21 protein-coding genes and 1 tRNA gene are annotated in these 19981 nt (G+C 71.7%); 18 read left to right on the top strand and 4 right to left on the bottom strand.

From position 1 onward, the window contains the following. The first annotated feature begins 37 nt into the window (after positions 1-37). Complete coding sequence (locus C593_RS0108995; RefSeq protein WP_018846971.1) at positions 38-832, top strand: NUDIX domain-containing protein; 795 nt, start codon at positions 38-40, stop codon at positions 830-832. Here C593_RS0108995 and C593_RS0108990 read toward each other — a convergent pair. Continuing rightward, positions 816-1949 (bottom strand): NsdA family TPR-like regulatory protein, encoded by a 1134-nt coding sequence (locus C593_RS0108990; RefSeq protein ID WP_486591093.1) that lies wholly within the window; start codon positions 1947-1949, stop codon positions 816-818. The genes C593_RS0108995 and C593_RS0108990 overlap by 17 nt on opposite strands. Before the next feature lie 334 nt (positions 1950-2283). On the opposite strand from C593_RS0108990, the gene C593_RS0108985 reads away from it, so the two are divergent. The 11 genes from C593_RS0108985 to C593_RS0108935 all read left to right on the top strand — a co-directional run bounded on the left by C593_RS0108985 (position 2284) and on the right by C593_RS0108935 (position 8959). Then, a complete protein-coding gene (locus C593_RS0108985; protein WP_018846969.1) occupies positions 2284-2637 on the top strand; it encodes an SCO3933 family regulatory protein in 354 nt (117 codons plus the stop codon). 2 nt (positions 2638-2639) lie between these two features. After that, positions 2640-3995 carry an FtsK/SpoIIIE domain-containing protein gene (locus tag C593_RS0108980; protein WP_026277505.1) on the top strand — a complete coding sequence of 452 codons (1356 nt, stop codon included), beginning with the start codon at positions 2640-2642 and terminating at the stop codon, positions 3993-3995. Between the two features lie 86 nt (positions 3996-4081). Next, the gene (locus tag C593_RS0108975) at positions 4082-4564 is read left to right on the top strand and encodes a hypothetical protein (RefSeq protein WP_018846967.1); all 483 of its coding nucleotides are present in this window, start codon (positions 4082-4084) and stop codon (positions 4562-4564) included. 5 nt (positions 4565-4569) lie between these two features. Beyond that, positions 4570-5250: a DUF2637 domain-containing protein gene (locus tag C593_RS0108970; protein WP_018846966.1), complete on the top strand. Its 681-nt coding sequence runs from the start codon at positions 4570-4572 to the stop codon at positions 5248-5250. A 21-nt stretch (positions 5251-5271) separates the two neighbouring features. Beyond that, complete coding sequence (locus C593_RS0108965; RefSeq protein ID WP_018846965.1) at positions 5272-5463, top strand: mobile element transfer protein; 192 nt, start codon at positions 5272-5274, stop codon at positions 5461-5463. Between the two features lie 13 nt (positions 5464-5476). Continuing rightward, positions 5477-5632 carry a hypothetical protein gene (locus C593_RS32375; protein ID WP_018846964.1) on the top strand — a complete coding sequence of 52 codons (156 nt, stop codon included), beginning with the start codon at positions 5477-5479 and terminating at the stop codon, positions 5630-5632. Between the two features lie 25 nt (positions 5633-5657). Continuing rightward, positions 5658-5981, top strand: coding sequence for a hypothetical protein (locus tag C593_RS0108955; protein WP_018846963.1), 324 nt, complete (start codon positions 5658-5660; stop codon positions 5979-5981). A gap of 90 nt (positions 5982-6071) precedes the next feature. Then, positions 6072-6251: a hypothetical protein gene (locus tag C593_RS0108950; RefSeq protein WP_018846962.1), complete on the top strand. Its 180-nt coding sequence runs from the start codon at positions 6072-6074 to the stop codon at positions 6249-6251. After that, entirely contained in the window at positions 6244-7623 is a 1380-nt protein-coding gene (repSA, locus tag C593_RS0108945) for a replication initiator protein RepSA (RefSeq protein WP_018846961.1), read from the top strand. The genes C593_RS0108950 and repSA overlap by 8 nt, the downstream gene beginning before the upstream one ends. Beyond that, complete coding sequence (locus C593_RS0108940) at positions 7620-7808, top strand: helix-turn-helix domain-containing protein (RefSeq protein ID WP_018846960.1); 189 nt, start codon at positions 7620-7622, stop codon at positions 7806-7808. The genes repSA and C593_RS0108940 overlap by 4 nt, the downstream gene beginning before the upstream one ends. Further along, on the top strand, positions 7808-8959 hold the full coding sequence (locus tag C593_RS0108935) for a site-specific integrase (RefSeq protein WP_018846959.1): 1152 nt from the start codon (positions 7808-7810) through the stop codon (positions 8957-8959). Before C593_RS0108940 ends, C593_RS0108935 begins: the two co-directional genes overlap by 1 nt. Positions 8960-9027: 68 nt before the next feature. On the opposite strand, the gene C593_RS0108930 is transcribed toward C593_RS0108935, so the two are convergent. Continuing rightward, a tRNA-Arg gene (locus tag C593_RS0108930) sits at positions 9028-9103 on the bottom strand. 311 nt (positions 9104-9414) lie between these two features. Between C593_RS0108930 and C593_RS0108925 the strand changes: the two genes are divergently transcribed. From C593_RS0108925 to C593_RS0108915, 3 genes are all read left to right on the top strand, one after another. Further along, positions 9415-9921 carry a hypothetical protein gene (locus C593_RS0108925; RefSeq protein ID WP_018846958.1) on the top strand — a complete coding sequence of 169 codons (507 nt, stop codon included), beginning with the start codon at positions 9415-9417 and terminating at the stop codon, positions 9919-9921. A gap of 118 nt (positions 9922-10039) precedes the next feature. Continuing rightward, positions 10040-11500: a flotillin family protein gene (locus tag C593_RS0108920; RefSeq protein ID WP_026277504.1), complete on the top strand. Its 1461-nt coding sequence runs from the start codon at positions 10040-10042 to the stop codon at positions 11498-11500. 468 nt (positions 11501-11968) lie between these two features. Beyond that, on the top strand, positions 11969-13687 hold the full coding sequence (locus C593_RS0108915; protein ID WP_018846956.1) for a class I adenylate-forming enzyme family protein: 1719 nt from the start codon (positions 11969-11971) through the stop codon (positions 13685-13687). Between the two features lie 176 nt (positions 13688-13863). On the opposite strand, the gene C593_RS0108910 is transcribed toward C593_RS0108915, so the two are convergent. Continuing rightward, positions 13864-15189 carry a M6 family metalloprotease domain-containing protein gene (locus C593_RS0108910; RefSeq protein WP_018846955.1) on the bottom strand — a complete coding sequence of 442 codons (1326 nt, stop codon included), beginning with the start codon at positions 15187-15189 and terminating at the stop codon, positions 13864-13866. Between the two features lie 318 nt (positions 15190-15507). Here C593_RS0108910 and C593_RS0108905 point away from each other — a divergent pair, with 318 nt between their 5' ends. Together C593_RS0108905 and C593_RS0108900 are read left to right on the top strand one after the other, a co-directional pair. Further along, on the top strand, positions 15508-16155 hold the full coding sequence (locus C593_RS0108905) for a TetR/AcrR family transcriptional regulator (RefSeq protein ID WP_018846954.1): 648 nt from the start codon (positions 15508-15510) through the stop codon (positions 16153-16155). A 247-nt stretch (positions 16156-16402) separates the two neighbouring features. Next, positions 16403-17926, top strand: coding sequence for an MFS transporter (locus tag C593_RS0108900; RefSeq protein ID WP_018846953.1), 1524 nt, complete (start codon positions 16403-16405; stop codon positions 17924-17926). A 228-nt stretch (positions 17927-18154) separates the two neighbouring features. Here the strand turns inward: C593_RS0108900 and C593_RS0108895 are convergent, their stop codons facing one another. After that, positions 18155-18670, bottom strand: a complete 516-nt coding sequence (locus tag C593_RS0108895; protein WP_026277503.1) for a MarR family transcriptional regulator — start codon at positions 18668-18670, stop codon at positions 18155-18157. Positions 18671-18860: 190 nt separating this feature from the next. Here C593_RS0108895 and C593_RS0108890 point away from each other — a divergent pair, with 190 nt between their 5' ends. Beyond that, positions 18861-19616 (top strand): DODA-type extradiol aromatic ring-opening family dioxygenase, encoded by a 756-nt coding sequence (locus C593_RS0108890; protein ID WP_037745269.1) that lies wholly within the window; start codon positions 18861-18863, stop codon positions 19614-19616. Positions 19617-19981 lie beyond the last annotated feature (365 nt).

The following is a 19981-nucleotide window of genomic DNA, read 5'->3' as shown; positions in this document are numbered from 1 at the left end:
GCGTACGCAACACGACGACAGGGAGCGTGCTCACCGGATGGGACCGAAGTCAGAGCGGGTCTACCGAACGATCCGAGAGTGGATCGCGACAGGCAAGTACCTGCCAGGCTCCAAGCTCCCGTCTGAGCGGACCCTGTCGGAAGAGCTGGACATCGGCCGTACGGCACTCCGCCAGGTGCTCGCCAAGCTCATCACCGAAGGCGCCATCGAGGTGCATGGCCGTAGCTCGTACCGGGTGCCTGATCGGTCTGTGACGACTGAGGCGCCCACGGATGTCGAGCCGTGGCAGATCCATGGTGAGCGGACGCTGTACGACAACCGTTGGGTGACGCTCAGCCTCGTCGACGTCGAGCCTCCCGGTGTTGAGCGCTTCGAGCACCACGTAGTGAAGCTGCACCACGTGGCCATCGCCGCCATCATCGATGACCGAGAACGCGTGCTGATGATGTGGCGGTACCGCTTCGTCCCCAACTCGTTCGGCTGGGAGCTGCCCGGCGGCATCGTCGACGAGGGCGAAGAGCCCTTGCAGACGGCTTTGCGTGAGGTCGAGGAAGAGACCGGCTGGCGCCCGGACGCTCTTGAGCACGTGATCACCTATCAGCCCATGGTCGGCATGGTCGACTCGCCGCATGAGATCTTCGTCGGCCAGGGTGCCAAGCTCGTCGGTGAACCGACAGATCTCGAAGAAGCTGGGCACATCGCTTGGGTTCCCCTCTCCGACATTCCAGGGCTCATGGCGCGCGGCGAACTGATGGGCTCCGGGACGCTCGTCGCCCTACTCCATGTCCTCGCGTCACGGGGTGTTGGAGCTTCGCCTACAACCGCTGCGTGAGCTGTTCGACTCGACGTCGCTGGCGTACCGATCCCGTGCGGCTGGCGAGCAAGCGGGCCTGGCGTAGGTGGTCGTGGGCCTGGTCGTACTCGCCGCGGGCCATGTGCGCCTGTGCGAGGTCGCAGCGCAGTCCTGCAGAGGCTCGTATGAACGTGGGATCGGCAGTATCGAGGGCCGCATAGAGGCTGCTGACGGCTTCGTCGTCGCCTATGAGGGCGAGCGCGTTGCCGCGCCACCTGGTGAGGTGGCCCTCGTTCAGGAAGATGCTGAGCATGTCCGGGTCCCGAGCTTCCTCTCCTGGCGGCAGGCATCGCGCAGCGTTCTCCAGCGCCCGCCGGCACTCGTCCGCCATACCCGCTCGGGCGCATATCTCGGCTTCGGCCGCGTACAACCACGCTGTGAGGCGCGGGGACATGGCCTTGCCTCCAAGTCGCTGAGCGTCGCGTATCAACTCGACCGCCATGGGGGCGCGGCCCGCGTCGCAGAGCACGTAGGCCTGCTCGGCTGTGGCGTGCGCGAGATACATCGGCTCGTCGGCTTCCTGGGCGGCACGCTTGCCCAACTCATAGTGCCGCCAGGCGCGTTCTACCGCTCCGACGTCCAGCGCCTGCCACGCTGCCAGCGTCGCTGCCCCGACCAGAGCCAGAGCGACCGGACGCCGGGTTTCAGGGAGTACAGCGAACGTGAGTGCGTCCTCAAGGGTAGTCAGATGGGCGCCCATCTGGTCTACGAGGCTCGCAGCCCCCATCTGCCGGTCCATGGTCCTGAAAAGCTCCGTCTGGTCCATGAAGGTCTTCACCATGGTCAGACTGACGGTGCGAGCCGCATCGATCCGGCCCATGAGTTCGTCGTATCCGTCCGCCGTGGCTGGCGCGGCTGCGGTGTCCGTCCTGCCCATCAGTTCGTCGTCGGTGATGCCGAGCAGAGCGCGGAGGATCTTCGCGTAGCGGGCCGAGATAGGGCGCCGACCGTTCTCCCACTCCGAGACGTACACCCGCAGACTCGCCGTTGATGCGACGGTGAGCATGTGCTGTCGCGCATGGCGCTCAATCTCGCGGACCAGCCGCTCTTGCGACCACTCTCGTGCGCTCCTTGCTGCCTTGAGTCCGTTCGTCACGTCGCGCCGCCCTGCTTGGGTTGTTGAGACCTCCTAGCAGCATCCCTCACATCACCCCAGGTCGGCAGGGGTTAACGCGACAGGTGTTAACCCCTGTTGGCTACCGGGTCGTTGGCGGAAACGGTTCTCTTGAATCGTCGCCGTAAGGCGAGTTGAAGTGCCGGACCGGCGACACCGCTTGACATCTGGTGCGCACCAGTTGCAGTCTGTTGGTGCGCACCAGTTGGAAGCGCAAAGGCCTGCGGCTTAGCTGCGGGCACATCGCCAACGCACGGGAGCGGCGACCCACCGCCAAGCAAGTACGCCGCTCCCACCCCTGAAAGGGAGTTCCATCATGCGTCAGATTCCCGTCGACACCTCCGCCGCGACCGTGATGATGGCCAAGGCTCCGCAGCCGAAGGTCAAGGACCGCCGTACTGGTGAGATCGCCCTCGACAAGGACGGCGTGACCCTGATGACCGTGGAGGTCATGTTCTCCACCCCGGACGAGGTCGAGATCCTCAAGCTCACCGTCCCGCAGTCGGGCGTCTCCGAGGACCTGACCATGGGCACCCCGGTCGCGCTGACGGGCCTGGTCGCCTCGGCGTGGGAGAACGAGTTCAACGGTCAGAAGCGCCACGGCATCGCGTTCCGCGCGGTCGCGGTCACCTCGCTCGCCGCTGCTGCCTCGAAGCCCAAGGCTGCCTGATCATGACCTGGTTCATGGTCGCTCTGCTGCTGGTCGTCGCCTCCGCAGTGATCCTGCGGTGGCGGCGTCCCGCCTGGTACTGGCTGACCTTCGGGGTCACCCTCGCCACGGTGAGGGTCCTGGTCCGCTACGCCTCGGTCATGGATGCCTGCGGGCTGACGGTTCCGCCGTCCCGCTGGCGTCTGGCTCTGGCCCGGGTGGCGAACCGGGAGGTACCGCAGTCCCGCCCGCCGCGCATCCTGCGGATACGTCCGACCCGCACCGGCCTGGTCCTGCGCCTGGGTCTGCGTCCGGGACAGGACGCCTTCGACGTCGCAGCGTCCGCAGACCGGCTGCGCCACTCCTTCGGCCTGTACGGCGTCACCTCACGTGAGCTGCGCTCGGGTGTGGTGGAGGTGCGGATGACCGGCTACGACGTGCTCAGGCGGGTGCAGATGCCCGCGAAGACCGACGCCCGCCCGATGCGGGTTCCGGTCGCCTTGCGCGAGGACGGGTCGGTGCACTACCGCGACTACCGGACCGTCCCACACGGCCTGACCCTCGGTGCTACCGAATCGGGGAAGTCTGTCTACCAGCGCAATCTGGTCGCCGGGCTGGCTCCGCTGGATGTCGCATTGGTGGGCATCGACTGCAAGCAAGGGGTGGAACTGTTCCCGCTGGCGCGCCGGTTCTCCGCGCTCGCCGACAACCCTGACACCGCCCTCGCCCTGCTCGAAGCGCTCGTCACGCACATGGAGGAGGTCTATCAGCTGATCCGGGCCAACCAGCGGATCACGGTGAACGTGCCGGATGCGGAGATCGCCGCCGACATCTGGGACCTGCCTGCCGACCTGCGCCCGGTCCCGGTCGTGGTCCTGGTCGACGAGGTCGCCGAACTCGCCCTCTTCGCCACCAAGGACGACGAGAAACGACGCGACCGCATCATCACCGCTCTGGTCCGGCTCGCCCAGCTCGGCCGCGCCGCCGGCATCTACCTGGAAATCTGCGGGCAGCGCTTCGGGTCCGAACTCGGCAAGGGCATCACGATGCTCCGGGCCCAGCTCACCGGCCGGACCGCGCACCGCGTCAACGACGAATCCTCGGCGAACATGGCCTTCGGTGACATCGCGCCGGACGCCGTCCTCGCCGCGATCCAGATCCCGACCGACACCCCTGGGATCGCCGTCACGGGCGACGCGTCCGGCGGCTGGGCCCGTATCCGTGCCCCGCACACCTCGCTGCGCGAGGCCGTGAACATCTGCAACAAGCACGCTGAGCGCACGCCGGACCTGCCCGCCCTGGCAGCCTTCCGGCCCGCGCTCGCCCCGGCGCCCTCGGCCCCGGTGCCGCCGTCCAAGACAGCCCCTGCCACGGCCTGACCTCACCCCCGCTTCCCCGGCTGGCGCGACCGCTTCGTGCCAAGTCCCTACCCCCTCCATGCCTTACGACAGGAAGGAGCCTCCTCGTGTTCTGCGAGCACTGCGGCGACGTCGACGGCGATGAGACCGGCATCGACCACGACGAGCGTGACTGCCCCTGGTACGACACCGACAACGGCTCCGTGACCATCGACCCTGACCAGCTGACCATCACCCTCCAGGCCACGGCCGACGGCTCCCCGGCCCTGCGTGCCGCGATCGGCCTCCTGGTCGACCACGGCCTGTGGATCAAGCGCCTGGCCGAACGGCCCGGCCTGCTCCTGATCGACTACTCCGGGCCCGACCCCGAGCCGTACGGCGTCGACTGGCTCAAGGTCGTCGAGGCCCTGGCTGCGAAGGAAATGCCCGCCTCCAGCGGGGAACTGCGCATCCTGGCCCTCGCTGCATCGCTCGCCGACACCGCCGCCCGGATCCCGCTCGGCGACGCCGTCACCGGCCTCGACACGACCAACCTTGCCCTGGTCCTGAAGGCCATCACGTTGGCCAACGGCCGACCCGTGGCGGAGTGACCGCGATGGCCTCGCGACTGCGCATCGACGCCGTGCTCGTCCAGGCGGTCATTGCGGGGGCTCTGTCCTTCGCCCACCTTCACGACCTCGCCGCCGCTGCCGGACAGGACGGCTGGAAGGCCTGGGCCTACCCGGTCTCAGTTGACCTGCTCCTCGTCGCCGCCTGGCGACGCCTGCGCATCGACGGCCCGTCCCGGCTGGCCTGGTGCTGGTTCGTGATCGCGCTCGTGGCCTCGCTCGGCGCCAACGTCGCCACCGCCGGACTCCTCGACCTCGACCAGGTCCCCGCCTGGCTGCGGATTCTCGTCGCGGCCTGGCCCGCGCTGGCCTTCATGGGCGGCACCCTCCTCGCCCACTCCGCCGAAGACCGGGCGCCGGATCCGCCGGCACCCGCGCTCCACCTCGACCCCGACCCCGAACCGGACATCGGAGCAACGGAGTTGGACGCCTCGACCTCATTGCCGCCAGTGGTTGAGGACACTCCGGCCCTTCCCGCACCTGCGCCCGTCCCGTCTCCGCCCGCGGTTACCGCTCCGCCCGTTCCGGCCGCGCTCGTCGACCACGCCCGCAAGGTCGCCGACGACCACCAGGCCCGGACCGGATCGCCGATCGACAGCGACACCCTGCGCGCCCGCCTCGGCGTCCCGCCGCAGCTGGCCGACGCCATCGCCGCCCAACTCGCCTGACCCGAAGGGAGAACCACGGACATGCCTGCCCGCGATCACTTCCACTCCGTCATGCGGATCGGCCCCGTGCAGATCGGCACCCACCGCGACCGCAACGGCCGCACCAAGCACGCCGCCGTGTGCACCAACGACCGCTGCGGCTGGTCCGCCGACTACTCCAGCTCCTCCGCCGCTCAGCTCGCCGCCCGTACCCACCGCTGCACCGTCCGCTAGGAGGCCACCACCCGTGGAAGTACCGCTCTGGTTCGCCCTCGCCGCCATCGGCTACCTCGGCATCAAGCTCATCCGCCCGCCGCTCTGGCTGGTCCTGGTCCTCCTCCTCGGCGGCTACCTCATCGCCGACAGCCTCCTCGCCCCCGTCATCGACACCGCCGTCAAGTAACCCGCCCGAGAAGGGAGATCCGCTGATGTTCCGCCCGAAGATCCCGACCATGCCCCAGCCGACCGGCCTGATCACCCCGCCCGCCGCCATCGAGCCGACCGCCGTCATCCAGCACCAGCCAACCACCACACCCGCACCGGTCACCCCGGCTGCGATGTCGGCCCGGCCCACGGTCCAGCTCACTCCGGGCGCAGTCGTGGCCCTGGTCGGTGGTGGCACGGCCGTGGTCCTGGTGGTCGGCGCCGTTCTGGTCTCGATGCTCCTCGCGGTCGCCGTCACCGGCGCCTCGGTCGCCGTCTGCGCCCTGGTCGTCCGCTCGCTCATCAACACCGAAGCCAAGCGCCACTGACCGGCCCCCGGGCGGCCTCAACCGCCAAGTCTCCGCCGCCCGGGAGCCCTGCCCCTGCCGAACCCCGAAGAGCCGGAAGGAACCCCCAGCATGACGCACCCCACCACGCCCCGCATCTGCCCCCACTGCGACGGGCACGCCTCCGCTGCCATCACCCTCGGCGGCCGTGACGCCCGCGGTCACCTGCGCACCATCACCGCGCGCTGCCCGGCCTGCCAGGGCACCGGCACCACTCGCACCCGCAGCACCCGGGAGGGTGCCCGTGCCTGACCTGCTGCTCGACCCGACCACCCTCGGCGACCTGCTGAGGGTGGCTTCGGCGTCCGACTACGACCGCTGGCACGAGCAGATCCGCCGCACCGGCGGCTGCGCCGACCCCATCCACCTCACCGGCTGGACGATTGCCAAAGACAAGGTCACCGGCGAGACCCTGCACCATTACGCCACCGAGAACGAGCCGGGCGGACGCCTCCGCCTCGCCTGCGGCAACCGCCGCGCCTCCCGCTGCCCGTCCTGTGCCTGGACCTACGCGGGCGACACCTACCACCTCATCCGTGCGGGCCTCGCTGGTGACGACCGCCGCGACATCCCCGCCACCGTCCGCGACCACCCGCGCGTCTTCGCCACCCTCACCGCCCCCTCCTTCGGCCGCGTCCACAACCGCCCCGACCATGGCGCCTGCCGCTGCGGCACCCACCACTCCGCCGACGATCCCGCCCTCGGCACCGCCCTCGACCCGGCCACCTACGACTACGCGGGCGCCGTCCTCTTCAACAACCACGCGGGCCAGCTGTGGCAGCGCTTCACCAACCGGCTCCGCCGCGAGGTCGCAGCCCGCGCGGGCCTGACACAGCGAGAGCTCAAGGAAACGGCCCGGCTGTCGTACGGCAAGGTCGCCGAGTTCCAAAAGCGCGGGGCCCTGCACTTTCACGCCGTGATCCGCATCGACGGCCCGGACGGTCCGGACACGCCACCGCCGTCCTGGGCCACGGTCGACCTCCTCACCGACGCCATCCGGGCGGCTGCCGCGCACTCCTACACCTCGGTCTCGGTCCCCGCCGCCGACGACCAGCCTGCCCGCACCTTCCGCTGGGGCAGACAGCTCGACGTACGCCCGGTCAAGGCCTTCGGCGACGGCTCCGACATCACCGAACAGGCCGTGGCCTCCTACGTCGCCAAGTACGCCACCAAGGCGGCCGAGAGCACCGGAACCCTGGACCGCCGCATCGGCGAGCTCTCCGAACTCGACCGCCACCAGGTCCCCGACCACACCCGCCGCCTCATCCAGGCATGCAAGCGGCTCGACCCGCTGTATCCCGACCGCCGCCTGTGGGCCTGGGCTCACATGCTCGGCTTCCGCGGCCACTTCTCCTCCAAGTCCCGCCGCTACTCCACCACCCTCGGCGCCCTCCGCCAGACACGCGCCGACTACCGCGCCGCGCAGGAACGCGAAGCGCTCGCCCTGGACGACCGCGAGCCGGACACCGTGCTCGTCCTCGCCGACTGGCAGTACGCCGGACACGGCCACACCCCCGGCGAATCGGCCCTCGCAGCCACCATCGCCCGCGACCTCCAGCACAACCGCGAAACAGCCCGCGAAGCCCTACGCGATCAACTCGCCCTGGAAGGAGCCGCAGCATGACCACTGCCACCCCTGAATTGCTGACCGTGCCCGACGTCATGGCGCGGCTCAAGGTCGGACGCTCAAAGGTCTATGACCTGATCCGAACTCGCCGCCTGATCTCGATCAAGATCGACGGTGCCCGCCGCATCCCCGCTGACGCAGTCCGGGACTTCGTACTCGGCCAGATTGAGGAGTCTGCCTGATGGCTGGCCAGCGCAAGCGCAACCCGAACGGGGCGGGCACGATCACCAAGCGCAAGGACGGCCGCTATCAGTGCGCCGTCTACGTGCTTCAGCCGGACGGCACGCGTGCCCGTAAGTTCGCCTACGGCAAGACCTGGCAGGAGTGCGACACCAAGCGCCGGGAACTGCTCGCCAAGGTCGACCAGGGCGTGCCCGTGCCGACTCGCTCGGCCAAGCTCTCCGAGTGGCTGCCGTACTGGCTGGACAACGTGATCAAGCCTCGGCGGAAGCTCAGCACGTACGACAAGTACGAGTCGCACGTCCGGCTCTACCTGGTGCCGCTGCTCGGCTCCAAGCGGCTCGAATCCCTCGCCGTCGCCGACGTGCGCCGCTTTCTCGTCCGTCTGGAGAAGGAGACCACTGCGGCAACGGCCAAGGAATCGCACCGCGTTCTGCGTTCCGCCCTGTCCTCCGCCTGCCGCGAGGAGCTGATCACACGCAACGTCGCCAAGCTCGTCGAGCCGCCCCGTACGGACAACCGGGAGCTGAAGCCCTGGAGCCTGGACGAGACGCTCGCCTTCCTCGCCGCGTCCCGCAGAGACCCGCTCTACGCGGCCTTCGTGCTCGCCATCGCCATGGGCCTGCGCCGGGGGGAGATCATCGGTCTCCGCTGGTCTGACCTCGACCTTGAAAACCGCGTCCTCCACGTCCGCCAGCAGACCCAGCGGCGCCGTGGTGTCCTGTACGACGACGACCCCAAGAGCCGCCGTCGACGCGTCGTCCCGCTGCCCGCGCTCTGCATCGCCCCGCTGCGCTGGCACCGGATGCGGCAGTCGGCCGCGCGCGTCAAGGCGGGAGAGCAGTGGCACGAGTCGGGCTACGTTTTCACCACCCGAACCGGGCGCCAGGTCGAGCCGCGCAACGTGTATCGCTCCTTCACCCGCGTCGCCGAGTCCGCCGGCCTCCGCGTGATCCGGCTGCACGACGCCCGGCACGGGTGCGCCACGCTGCTAACCGCTGCCGGGGTGGCTCCTCGCGTAGTGATGGAGATCCTCGGGCACAGCCAGATCAGCATCACCATGGACGTGTACACGCACGTCGTGCAGGACACCCAGCGCGAGGCCATCAGCCACATGGATCGGCTGCTCAAGAGGCGGCCCGGTCGTGGGTGATCGCCCTCGTTGATGTCAGAAGTGGATGTCAAAGGCCCCGGACCATGATCGGTCCGGGGCCTTTTGGCTGGTGCCCCCGGCAGGATTCGAACCTGCGACACCCGCTTTAGGAGAGCGGTGCTCTATCCCCTGAGCTACGAAGGCGGGGTTCCGTCGGGTGGCCGGCCCGCAGGCGGTGCGGGGTGGGGTCCGACAGGTGGTAGGTCCGGCCGGAGGGCTGGGCCACCGCCGACAGTGTAGCGGGTGGGGTGCGGTGCGTACCGGGGGTTGTCTGCCCGGCGCGGGAGGGGCGGGTGATCGTGCGCGTACGGAACGTCGCAGGTCCCGCCCGTCGGGAGGGGGCCGCAGGGAAGGTGGGGGAAAATTGCCGGGATCGGGCAGTGAAATGTCCCGCAGGAACGTGAAACCATCGTGTTGTACCGAGTGGTGCAGTGCGTGGGACGGGGTGGTCGGGCATGGGCTGGTTTCTCGGACTCGGCATTGCCGGCGTGGTCGTCCTCGCGCTGTCGCTGATCTTCGACGGGCTCCTGGAGGGCCTCTTCGACGGGATCGGTGGGGGCCTGGACGGGCTGCTCTCGCTCCCGGTGATCGCGGGCTTCGTGTCGATGCTCGGGTTCGCCGGTGCGATCACGCTCGGGACCACGGGGCTCGGCGCCGGGGTCGCCACCGCGGTCGGTGTGGTGGCCGGGGCCGGCGCGGGCTGGCTGACCTGGCGTTTCAGCAGCGCCCTGCTGCGGGACGGCGACGCGGACACACCTCGCGGCGACGACCTGGTCGGCAGCTCGGGGACGGTCGTGACCGGGATTCCGTCCGCCGGTTACGGCGAGGTGCTGGTGTACCTCGCCGGGCAGCCCGTGAAGTACGCCGCGAAGAGCGCCACCCCGGTGGCGCGCGGGACCGAGGTCTGGGTCGAGTCGGTGCTCAGTCCGACGTCCGTGGCGGTCCGCCCCGTGGACCGCTGACGCTCCGACGTAGGCGACAGCACCGGCTGTCGGCCCGACGGCCCGCCCCCCTCCGAGGGCGGATCCACGGCCGCACCACCGACCTGTACTTGTCCGGTTCCACTCAAGGGGATTCGCCATGAGCCCTGTACTCACCGCAGTGGTGGGAGTCGCCGTACTCCTCGTGCTGCTCGCCCTCGTCGTCGTCACGCGGTACAAGGTCGCCGGTCCCAGTGAGGCGTTCATCGTCACCGGCCGCCGCGGGAAGACGTCGACCGACCCGGAGACGGGCCGGGTGTTCACCGACAACAGCGGCCAGAAGGTCGTGGTCGGCGGCGGCGTCTTCGTCGTGCCGTTCGTGCAGCAGAAGTTCACGCTCGACCTGTCCAGCCGGCACATCCCCGTCGCCGTGCGCGGCGCGGTCACCCTGCGAGGCGTGAAGGTCAACCTCGAAGGTGTCGCGATCGTCAAGGTCGGCGGCACGGAGGACTCCATCCGGGCCGCCGCGCAGCGCTTCCTGATGCAGCAGGGCGGCATCGTCGGCTTCACCCAGGAGGTGCTGTCCGGCGCGCTGCGTTCCATCGTCGGCCGGATGTCGGTCGAGGACATCATCCGCGACCGCGCCGCCTTCGCCGGGCAGGTCGCCGAGGAGGCGGAGGCGAGCCTGTCCGGGCAGGGCCTGGTGCTGGACGCCTTCCAGATCCAGGACATCACCACCGAGGGCACCTACCTGGAGGACCTCGGCCGTCCGGAGGCCGCGCGCGCCAAGCAGGAGGCGGACATCGCCGAGGCCGTCGCCCGGCGCGCGTCCGAGCAGGCGCGGCTGAAGGCTGAGGAGGAGATCGCCATCGCGCAGCGGACCTTCGAGCTCAAGCAGGCCGAGATCAAGGCCGAGACGGACGAGGCCGCCGCCCGCGCCGCCGCGGCCGGCCCGCTCGCCGAGGCCGACCGCCGGCAGGAGATCCTCAGCCAGCAGGAGAAGGTCGCCGAGCGCCAGGCCGCGCTGACCGACCGCGAGCTGGACACCCAGGTCCGCAAGCCCGCCGACGCGGCGCGCTACCAGGCCGAGCAGGAGGCCGAGGCCCGGCGTATCGCCCTGGTCAAGCAGGCCGAGGCCGATGCCCAGCGTGACCGGCTGACGGGTGAGGGCCAGAAGGCGCACCGCGCCGCGCTCGCCGACGCCGTGCGGATCGAGGGTGAGGCGGAGGCCGCGGCCATCGCGGCGAAGGGTTCCGCCGAGGCGGAGGCCATGCGGAAGAAGGCGGACGCCTTCGCCCAGTACGGCGACGCGGCCGTGCTGCAGATGCTCGTCGAGGTGCTGCCGCAGGTCGTCGGCAAGGCGGCCGAGCCGCTGTCCGCCATCGACAAGATGACGGTCATCTCCACGGACGGCGCCGGTCGTCTGCCGCGCGCGGTCGCCGACAACGTCGCCCAAGGGCTCGAACTTCTCGGCTCCACCACGGGTGTCGACCTGGCACAGCTGCTTCAGGGGATCACCCAGAAGGACGGGACGCCGGCGGCGGGCGGAGCGGTCGCGGGGGCCTCGGCCCCGGGTGCCGGGTCGTCGGACGACGGGACGATCGAGGTCAAGTCCGAGTAGGGAAGGCCGGGCCGGTCGCTGGACGCGTCGGCGACGCAAGGGACACGCCGGCGACGTACGCGGACGGACCGGGCCACGGACCGGGCGCGGCTGGGGGAACGTTTCTCCGCCCGCGCCCGCGTGGCGTGCAGGAGACCTGGAGGGCCGGTCAGCCGCCCGGGCGGACCGGGCCCTCCTCCTCGCGGGCCCGCCCCTGCAACCGCCAAGCCGTCCGGAGACGCGGTACCACCGGCACACGCAGGGCGCACGCGCAGGGCGCACACGCGGGCGAAGGCGCGGGCGCGGGATCCAGCGCCCGGCCCGGCGCCCCGGCCCGGTGCCCGACGGGCCGGTCGGAGAGTCCGGCGAGGAGCCCACGAGACGCGCGGTCCGGGCCGGTCCGGGCGGAGCCCGCCCCGGCCCGCCGGGAGCACGCGCCCCGTCCGTACCCGCCTTGACCAGGGGGCGGGCCCCGCATAGCGTCGCCGCGTGCCGAACACGCCCACGCCCGCGTCCCCTTCCGCGTCCGGGGTCGGGCCGCCCGACCCGTGGCTCGCCCGGCTCACCGCCCCCGGCGCGCCCTTCGAGGTCGTCCGCGGCGAGGACGGCGCGCTGGAGTACGTATCCGGGCCGCGCTCCCTGCGGGAGTTCGCGGAGACGGCATGGGCGTACGGGGACCGGCCGTTCCTCCTCGCGGAGACGGGCTCGTACACCTACGGCGAGTTCTTCGCCGCCGCGAGCGCGCTCGCCCGCCATCTCACCGGCGCCCACGGGCTCGCCCCCGGCGACCGGGCAGCGCTGGTGATGCGCAACCACCCCGAGTGGCAGATCGCCTTCTGGGCAACGCAGCTGGCGGGCCTTGTCGCCGTACCGCTCAACACGCACTGGACCGAAGGGGAGCTGGCGTACGCGCTCGACGACTGCGCCCCCCGCGCGCTCCTCGTCGACGGGGAACACCTGCCGCGCGTCGACGCCTGGCGCCGGCGGACCGGGGCGCGCTGCGTCCTCTTCCACGGTGGCCCCGGCCCGGAGGGCACGCCCCACGGGGTGGACCGCTACGAGGACTTCGGCCCGCCAGACCCGTACGCCGGGCCCCCGGACGTCGATGTGCTGCCGGAGTCGGACGCCACCGTCTTCTACACCTCGGGCACCACCGGACGCCCCCGGGGCGCGGTCGCCACCCACCTCGCCCAGGCGGGCGCCACCGTCCACCCCCGCTACCACGCCACGGTCTCCGCCCTCGGGCGCGGACTGCTGCCCGGCCAGGGCGGCACCCCGGTCGCGCTGACCACCTTCCCGTTCTTCCACGTCGCCGCGTTCACCACGGTCTACGCGACGATGGGCGTCGGCGGCACCCTGGTGCTGATGCCGAAGTGGGACGCGGACGCCGCCGTCCGGCTGATCGACACACACCGCGCGACCCACTTCTCGGGCGTCCCGACCACCGCTCTCGACCTGCTGGACGCGGCCGGGCGGGCCGGGTCCGCGCTCGCTAGCCTCACCCACCTCGGCACCGGCGGCGCGCCCCCGCCGCCCGGTCTCCTCGCCCGGCTGACCGCCGCCCACGGCCACCGGATCGAACCGCGGAACGGCTACGGGCTGACCGAGACCAGCGGTGGCGTCCTGGCCGGCTCCGGTGACGCATACCGGTCCCGGCCGGACAGCGCGGGCCGTCCCGCACCCGCCGTGGAGGTCCGGATCACGGGTCCGGACGGCGGTGTGCTGCCGGACGGCGAGGTCGGCGAGCTGTGGCTGCGCGGCCAGGGCACGGTGCGCGGCTACTGGGGCGACCCGGCCGCGACGGCGGACGCGTTCCGGGACGGCTGGCTGCGCACCGGCGACCTGGCGAGGCGCACCGGCGACGGCACGGTCACCGTCGTGGACCGGCTGCGGGACATGGTCCTGCGCGGCGGCGAGAACGTGTACTGCGTCGAGGTGGAGGGCGTGCTGCACGCGCACCCGGACGTGGTGGACTGCGCGGTGCTCGGGGTGCCGCACGCGCGGCTGGGGGAGGAGGTGGCCGCGGTGGTGCGGCTCCGCCCCGGCGCGGCGGCCGGGCCGGAGGAGTTGCGGGCCCACGCCGGCCGGACGCTGGCCGCGTACAAGGTGCCGTCGCGGGTGGTCCTGCGGGAGGCGCCCCTGCCGCGCAACGCGACGGGCAAGATCCTCAAGCAGGCCCTCCGCGCGGAGTTCGCCCCTGGCGGCTGACGCCGAACACCTGACGCCTGACGGCTGACGCTTGACGGCTGGCGCCGGATGCCTGACGCCTGACGGCTGATGTCGGACGCCCGGCGCCGGACGCCGGACGCGTAACGCCCCACGCGGCCCGCCGGACGCCGGACGCGTAACGCCCCACGCGGCCCGCCGGGCACCAGGCGTCGGGCTCAGGAGCGGGTGATCCGGACCCGGTACGTCCCCTTCTCCTCGCCGACCACCGCGATGCGCACCCCGTGCTTGTCGTCCGTGAAGGTCTCGCCCGGCACGAAGGCGGCGTCGGACAACTCGGCGTGCACATTGGGGCTGCGGGTGCAGCCGCCGCTGTCCCGCCTGCTGTCCGCGACGGTGATCGGGCCCTGGCCCGTGTCCACCCCGGAGCGCACCTTGTAGACCAGCACGCCGGGACGGCACACCTCGTCGTCGTTGCCGCCCCTGGTGCGCACCTCGACGGCGTAGCCGGTGTCCTCGCCGAGCGGCACCACGGCCATCTTGGAGCCGCCCGGGGTGGCCAGGGGGGTCAGCGCGTACTCGGTGGTGCCGGGGGCGGCGGCGCAGCGTATCTGCTCGTTGTCCAGCCAGCCGAGCTTCCACTTGTGCCAGCCGAGCAGGTCGTTGTTGGCCCCCCAGTCCTCGGACATGATGTCCCAGTGGCCGACCGCACCGCCGCCCTCGGCCGTGTAGAGGTCGGGCAGGCCGAAGACGTGGCCGTTCTCGTGCGGGAGGACGCGGTAGCCGGTCTCCTCGTACGAGCCCGAGCCGTCGTCCTGGCGGCTGTAGACGAACGAGGTGTTGGCGAGCGGCACCCCGTCCGCGTGCGGGGCCTCGCCGTTGCCAGAGAAGGTCACGGAGAGCACGGTGTCCAGCGCCGAGGGGCCCGCGTTGGGGGTGACGAGGACGTTGACCAGGTCGTAGGCGCTGAAGTCGACCTCGGGGTCCGCTACTTCGACCAGGTCCTCGACGAGCTCCCGGTAGCCGGGCTCGTAGGGGGAGCCGCGCTCTATGCCGTAGTCGGTGAACGGGCGGGGCATGCGCAGCCAGTCGCCCACCGGGGCGTGGGGCCGGTAGCTGAGCCGCCCGTAGGAACTGGTGCGGAACCATTCGGAGGTCTGCGGGAAGAATTCGGCGAGCCGGTCGAGCGCCGAGCCCTCGCCCTCCGCGTCCGGGAAGTCGATCATCAGGTTGAGGGCGCTGATCTCGCCGGTGGAGGGCGTGTAGCCCTCGGGGGTGGGCAGTCCCACCGACATCTGGACGCCCAGCGGGGCCGGCAGGCGGCAGGGGCCCAGCCCGGTGGCGTCCGGTGCGGCGTCCGGGCCGGCGGTCGCGCGGGTGGAGGCGGGAAGTGTCCCGCTCGCCGTGGTCAGGGCTGCCAGGGCGAGAGCGGCGATGGCGGCCAGGGCCCCGAGGCGGCGCGGACGGGGGTGCGGCGCACTGCCCCCCGGCCGCTGCGACCGGGTGCTGCTCCCGCCGGATATCCGGTGGTGGGGCTGCTGCATGCGTCCGCCTCGGGTCCGCGGCAGCAGGCCGGACCCTCGCTGCGCTCTGCGGCTCAGCCTGTGCCGGGGGTCCGGGGGGCGCGCGCCGGACTGAGCCGATCGAGGGGTCTTTCGGGCAGCGCGATTGGATCGCTGAAGTGTGGCGCAGGTCACATCGACCTGGGGAAATAAGCGGGGACTGCTTCCCCGTTTGCACTCGTGTCCCCGCGAAACGGGGAAGCCCTCCCCGCTTTGGTGGAGCCGGCCCGCTCAGGCGGGACCGACCCGCCCGGGGGAACCCACCCGCCCCGGCGGGACCGACCGGAAGGACGTGGAGCCGTGAGCCCCGCCGCCACCGAAGCGCGCCGCACCCCGCGCCCGCGGGCCGACGCCCTGCGCAACAGGGAGCGGATCGTGTCGGCCGCGCGCGAGATGTTCGTCGAGAACGGGCCGGACGTCCCGCTCGACGAGATCGCCCGCCGCGCGGGCATCGGCAACGCCACGCTCTACCGCCACTTCCCCGACCGCGCCGTGCTCGTCCGCGAGGTCGTGCTGTCCGTGATGGCGCGGACCACGGCGGCGGCCGGGACGGCGACGGCCGAGGAGGCCGACCCGTTCGCGGCGCTGCGGCGGTTCGTGCACGCCGCGGCCGACGAGCGCATCGGCGCCCTGTGTCCGATGCTCTCCGGCGCCTTCGAGAGCGACCACCCCGATCTGCTCGCCGGGAAGGACCGTCTGGAGGAGGCCGTCCAGGGTCTCGTCCGGCGGGCCCAGTCGGCCGGACGGATGCGCGGGGACGTCGCCGTGGGCGATCTGATGGTCGCGCTCTCCCAGCTGACCAGGCCCCTGCCCGGCACCGTGTGCCCGAACATGGACCGTTTCGTCCACCGCCATCTCCAGCTCTTCCTGGACGGACTGGAGGCGCCCGCGCGCTCCACCCTGCCCGGTTCGGCAGCGACCTTCGACGACCTGCGGAGCACTCCATGACCGCACGCGGCCCACGCGCCGCCTGACCTCGCTTCGCGGCCCCCGGGCCGCCCGACCCCGCGGCACGCGCACCGGACGGCAGAACCCCGTCCCGCGTGACCCACGACCTCACCCCGCCCGGGGGCGTCCCGCCGACGCGACCCCGCCGGGCGGACCTCACCGCCACACGCGCCGTGCGTGCGACGGGACCTCTCACCGGCACGCGCGGCTCCGCGTGCCCTCAGCGAACACCTAGGTGGCCCGACCCATGCCGAAAACGCCCGATCTCTCCCTCCCTGATCCGAACCGCTGGAAGGCCCTGGTCTTCATCGCCCTCGCCCAGCTGATGGTGGTGCTGGACGCGACGATCGTGAACATCGCGCTCCCCACCGCCCAGCAGGACCTCGGCATCTCCGACGGCAACCGGCAGTGGGTCATCACCGCCTACGCCCTCGCCTTCGGCGGACTGCTCCTCTTCGGCGGCCGGATCGCCGACATCTGGGGCCGCAAGCGCGCCTTCGTCGTCGGGCTGCTCGGCTTCGCCGCCGCGTCCGCGCTCGGCGGCGCCGCTACCGGCGAGGCCATGATGCTCGGCGCCCGCGCCCTCCAGGGTGCCTTCGGCGCCCTGCTCGCCCCGGCCGCCCTGTCGCTGCTGGCCGTGATGTTCACCGACGCCAAGGAGCGCGCCAAGGCGTTCGGCATCTACGGAGCCATCGCCGGTGGCGGTGGCGCGGTCGGCCTGATCCTGGGCGGCTTCCTCACCGAGTACCTGAACTGGCGCTGGACCTTCTTCGTCAACATCCCGTTCGCGATCGTCGCGGCGATCGGCGCCTACCTGGTGATCCGTGAGCCCTCCGGCGCCCGCAACCGCTCGCCGCTCGACCTGCCGGGCGTGGTCCTCTCCACCCTGGGTCTGGTCGCGCTGGTCTACGGCTTCACCCGTGCCGAGTCGGCGGGCTGGTCGGACGGCCTGACCGTCGGCATGTTCATCGCCTCCGCCGTCCTGCTGCTGGCCTTCGTCGTCACCGAGGCCAAGGTGTCCTCGCCGCTGCTGCCCCTGCGGGTGCTGACCGAGCGCAACCGTGGCGGTGTCTACCTGTCGCTGGGCCTCGCGATCATCGCGATGTTCGGGCTGTTCCTCTTCCTGACCTTCTACCTCCAGGTCGTGAAGGAGTACTCCCCGGTCATGACGGGCTTCGCCTTCCTGCCGATGATCGTCGGCATGATCGTGGGCTCGACCCAGATCGGCACCCGGCTGATGACGCGCGTGCCGCCGCGTCTGCTGATGGCGCCCGGCTTCCTGGTCGCCGCGGCCGGCATGCTGATGCTGACCCAGCTCGACGTGAACAGCTCCTACGCCGGCCTGATCCTGCCCGCCCAGGTGCTGCTGGGCCTCGGCATGGGTACGGCGTTCATGCCCGCGATGTCGCTGGCCACACACGGGGTGGACCCGGCCGACGCCGGTGTCGCCTCCGCGATGGTCAACACCTCGCAGCAGGTGGGCGGCGCGATCGGCACGGCGCTGCTGAACACCATCGCCGCCTCCGCCACCACCTCGTACATCGCCTCGCACGCGGCCGACGCGCGGGACCCGCGGCTGCTGGAGCTGCAGGGCATGGTGCACGGCTTCTCGTCCGCGATCTGGTGGGCCGTGGGCATTCTCGTGGCGGCTGCCGCGATCGCCGCAGCCCTCGTCAGCACGGGCCGTCCGGACATGGGTCCGGCTGGTGCCGGGCCGGGCGCCGGGGGAGGCGCCGAGGACCAGGTCAGGGTGCCGGTGGTCGCGCACTGACCCCGGCGCCGGGGCCGCGAGTGCGGAGAGGCGCCACGTCGGAGGGCCCGGCCCGGGGCGAACCACCCCGGGCCGGGCCCTTTGCCGTGGGTGCGGGCGGCGCCTGCCCGTCGGCGCCCGCGTCCTGTGCTCACCCGCGTCGTGCTCCAACCTGCGTGCTGCCTCACCCGCGTCGCGCTCCAACCGTCCTGCGCTCACCCGCGTCGTGCTCTCAGCCGTGCCCTGCTCTCAGCGGAGCCAGGGGAGGTCGGCGCCGGTGTCCTGCGGTTGCAGGCCCTCCGCTATGACCTGCATGATCTCGCCGAGCTGGCGGACCTGTTCGGGGGTGAGCCGGTCGAACATCGCCTGGCGCACGGCCTCCACATGACCGGGCGCGGTGCGCTTCAGGACGTCGTACCCCTCGTCCGTGAGCACGGCGTTCTGGCCGCGCCGGTCGGAGGGGCAGTCCTCGCGGCGCACCCAGCCGTTCTTCTCCAGCCGGGCGACTGCGTGCGAGAGCCGGGACCGGGTGATCTTCGCGTCGATCGCCAGCCGGGTCATCCGCATCCGGCGCCGCGGTGCCTGCGCCAGCTGCACGAGCAGGCCGTAGTAGACGTGCGGCATGCCCGCGTCCCGCTGGAGCTGGCGGTCGAGGTGGTCCTCCAGGAGAGTGGTGGCGTGGAGGTACGAGCGCCACACACGTTGCTCGTCCTCGGTCAGCCATCGGGGTGCGACGCCTTTGTCACCAGTGGATGCCAAGTTCATGGATCCACTCTACGACCCTATAATTGAAAGTTGAACTAATTTGGCCTAGGGTGTTCGGTACTGCAAGCTTGAACTTTCAAGTTGAACAGGAGTCCGAGCCGCCATGAACGCCGCCGCCGTGCCCGCCGGGGGGCGCGTACCCGCGCCGGAGCGCCCGTCCGTGGGGGAGCGCGTACCCGCGAGCGGGCGCATGCCCGCCCTCTATCTGTCGCACGGCGCCCCACCCCTCGCCGACGACCCGCTCTGGCCCGGGCAACTCGCCGCCTGGTCCGCGGAACTCCCCCGCCCCACCGCGATCCTCGTCGTCTCCGCGCACTGGGAGGAGGCCCCGCTCGCCCTCGGCGCGACCGAAACCCTTCCCCTCGTCCACGACTTCTGGGGCTTCCCCGAGCGCTACTACCGCGTCCGCTACGAGGCGCCCGGCGCGCCCGCCCTCGCCGACGCGGTGCGCGGACTGCTGCGCCGGGCCGGGACGCCGGTCCAGGACGTGCCCGACCGGGGGCTCGACCACGGCGCGTACGTCCCCCTGGTCGAGATGTTCCCGGAGGCGGATGTCCCCGTCCTTCAGATCTCCCTGCCCACCCTCGATCCGGGCAGGCTCCTGGAGATCGGGCGGCGGCTCGCGCCGCTGCGCGACGAGGGCGTGCTGATCGTCGGCAGCGGCTTCTTCACGCACAACCTGGCCGCCCTGCGGCACGACGGGGTCCCGGCCTGGTCGGCCGAGTTCGACGACTGGGGGCGTGAGGCGCTGGCGGGCGCGGACGTCGACGCCCTCCTCGACTTCGGGAACAAGGCGCCGGCCGGGCGCCTGGCCCACCCGCGCACCGAGCACTTCGCGCCCCTCTTCGTGACCCTGGGGGCGTCGGAAGGGGAGCTGGACCAGGGGCGGAGCGTGATCGACGGCTTCTGGATGGGACTCGCCAAGCGGTCCGTCCAGTTCGGCTGACGAGGTCGCGCGAGTCGGCTGAGGAGGTCGCGCGCGAACCGGCGGATGAGGTCGCGCGCGAGTCGGCTGGGGGGGTCGCGCGGGGTCGCGACGACAAAACGGGCATCCTGAGCAACCGCGCGGGGGTACCGGACGTCTAGTGGGGCAGAAGCGCAGACGCGGACGGCGTTGTCCGCGGGGCGGAACCCGGTACCCGAGGGTGACGGTGGTCTCACGCCCGGTGCGGCCGGACGCGGCCGTCCAGGGCGCGGGTCCCTCGGCCCTCTCGCCCTGACCTGCGGATCTGCGGTGGGTGGGGCCCCGGCCGGGGGGCGGGAGCCGGACAGGGTACTGCATGATCGCGAAAATCGATGCCTCGCATGGGA

This window comes from Streptomyces sp. CNT372, assembly GCF_000377145.1.
Note: the sequence above shows the minus strand (reverse complement) of the source record. Positions and strands in the feature narration are given on the sequence as shown.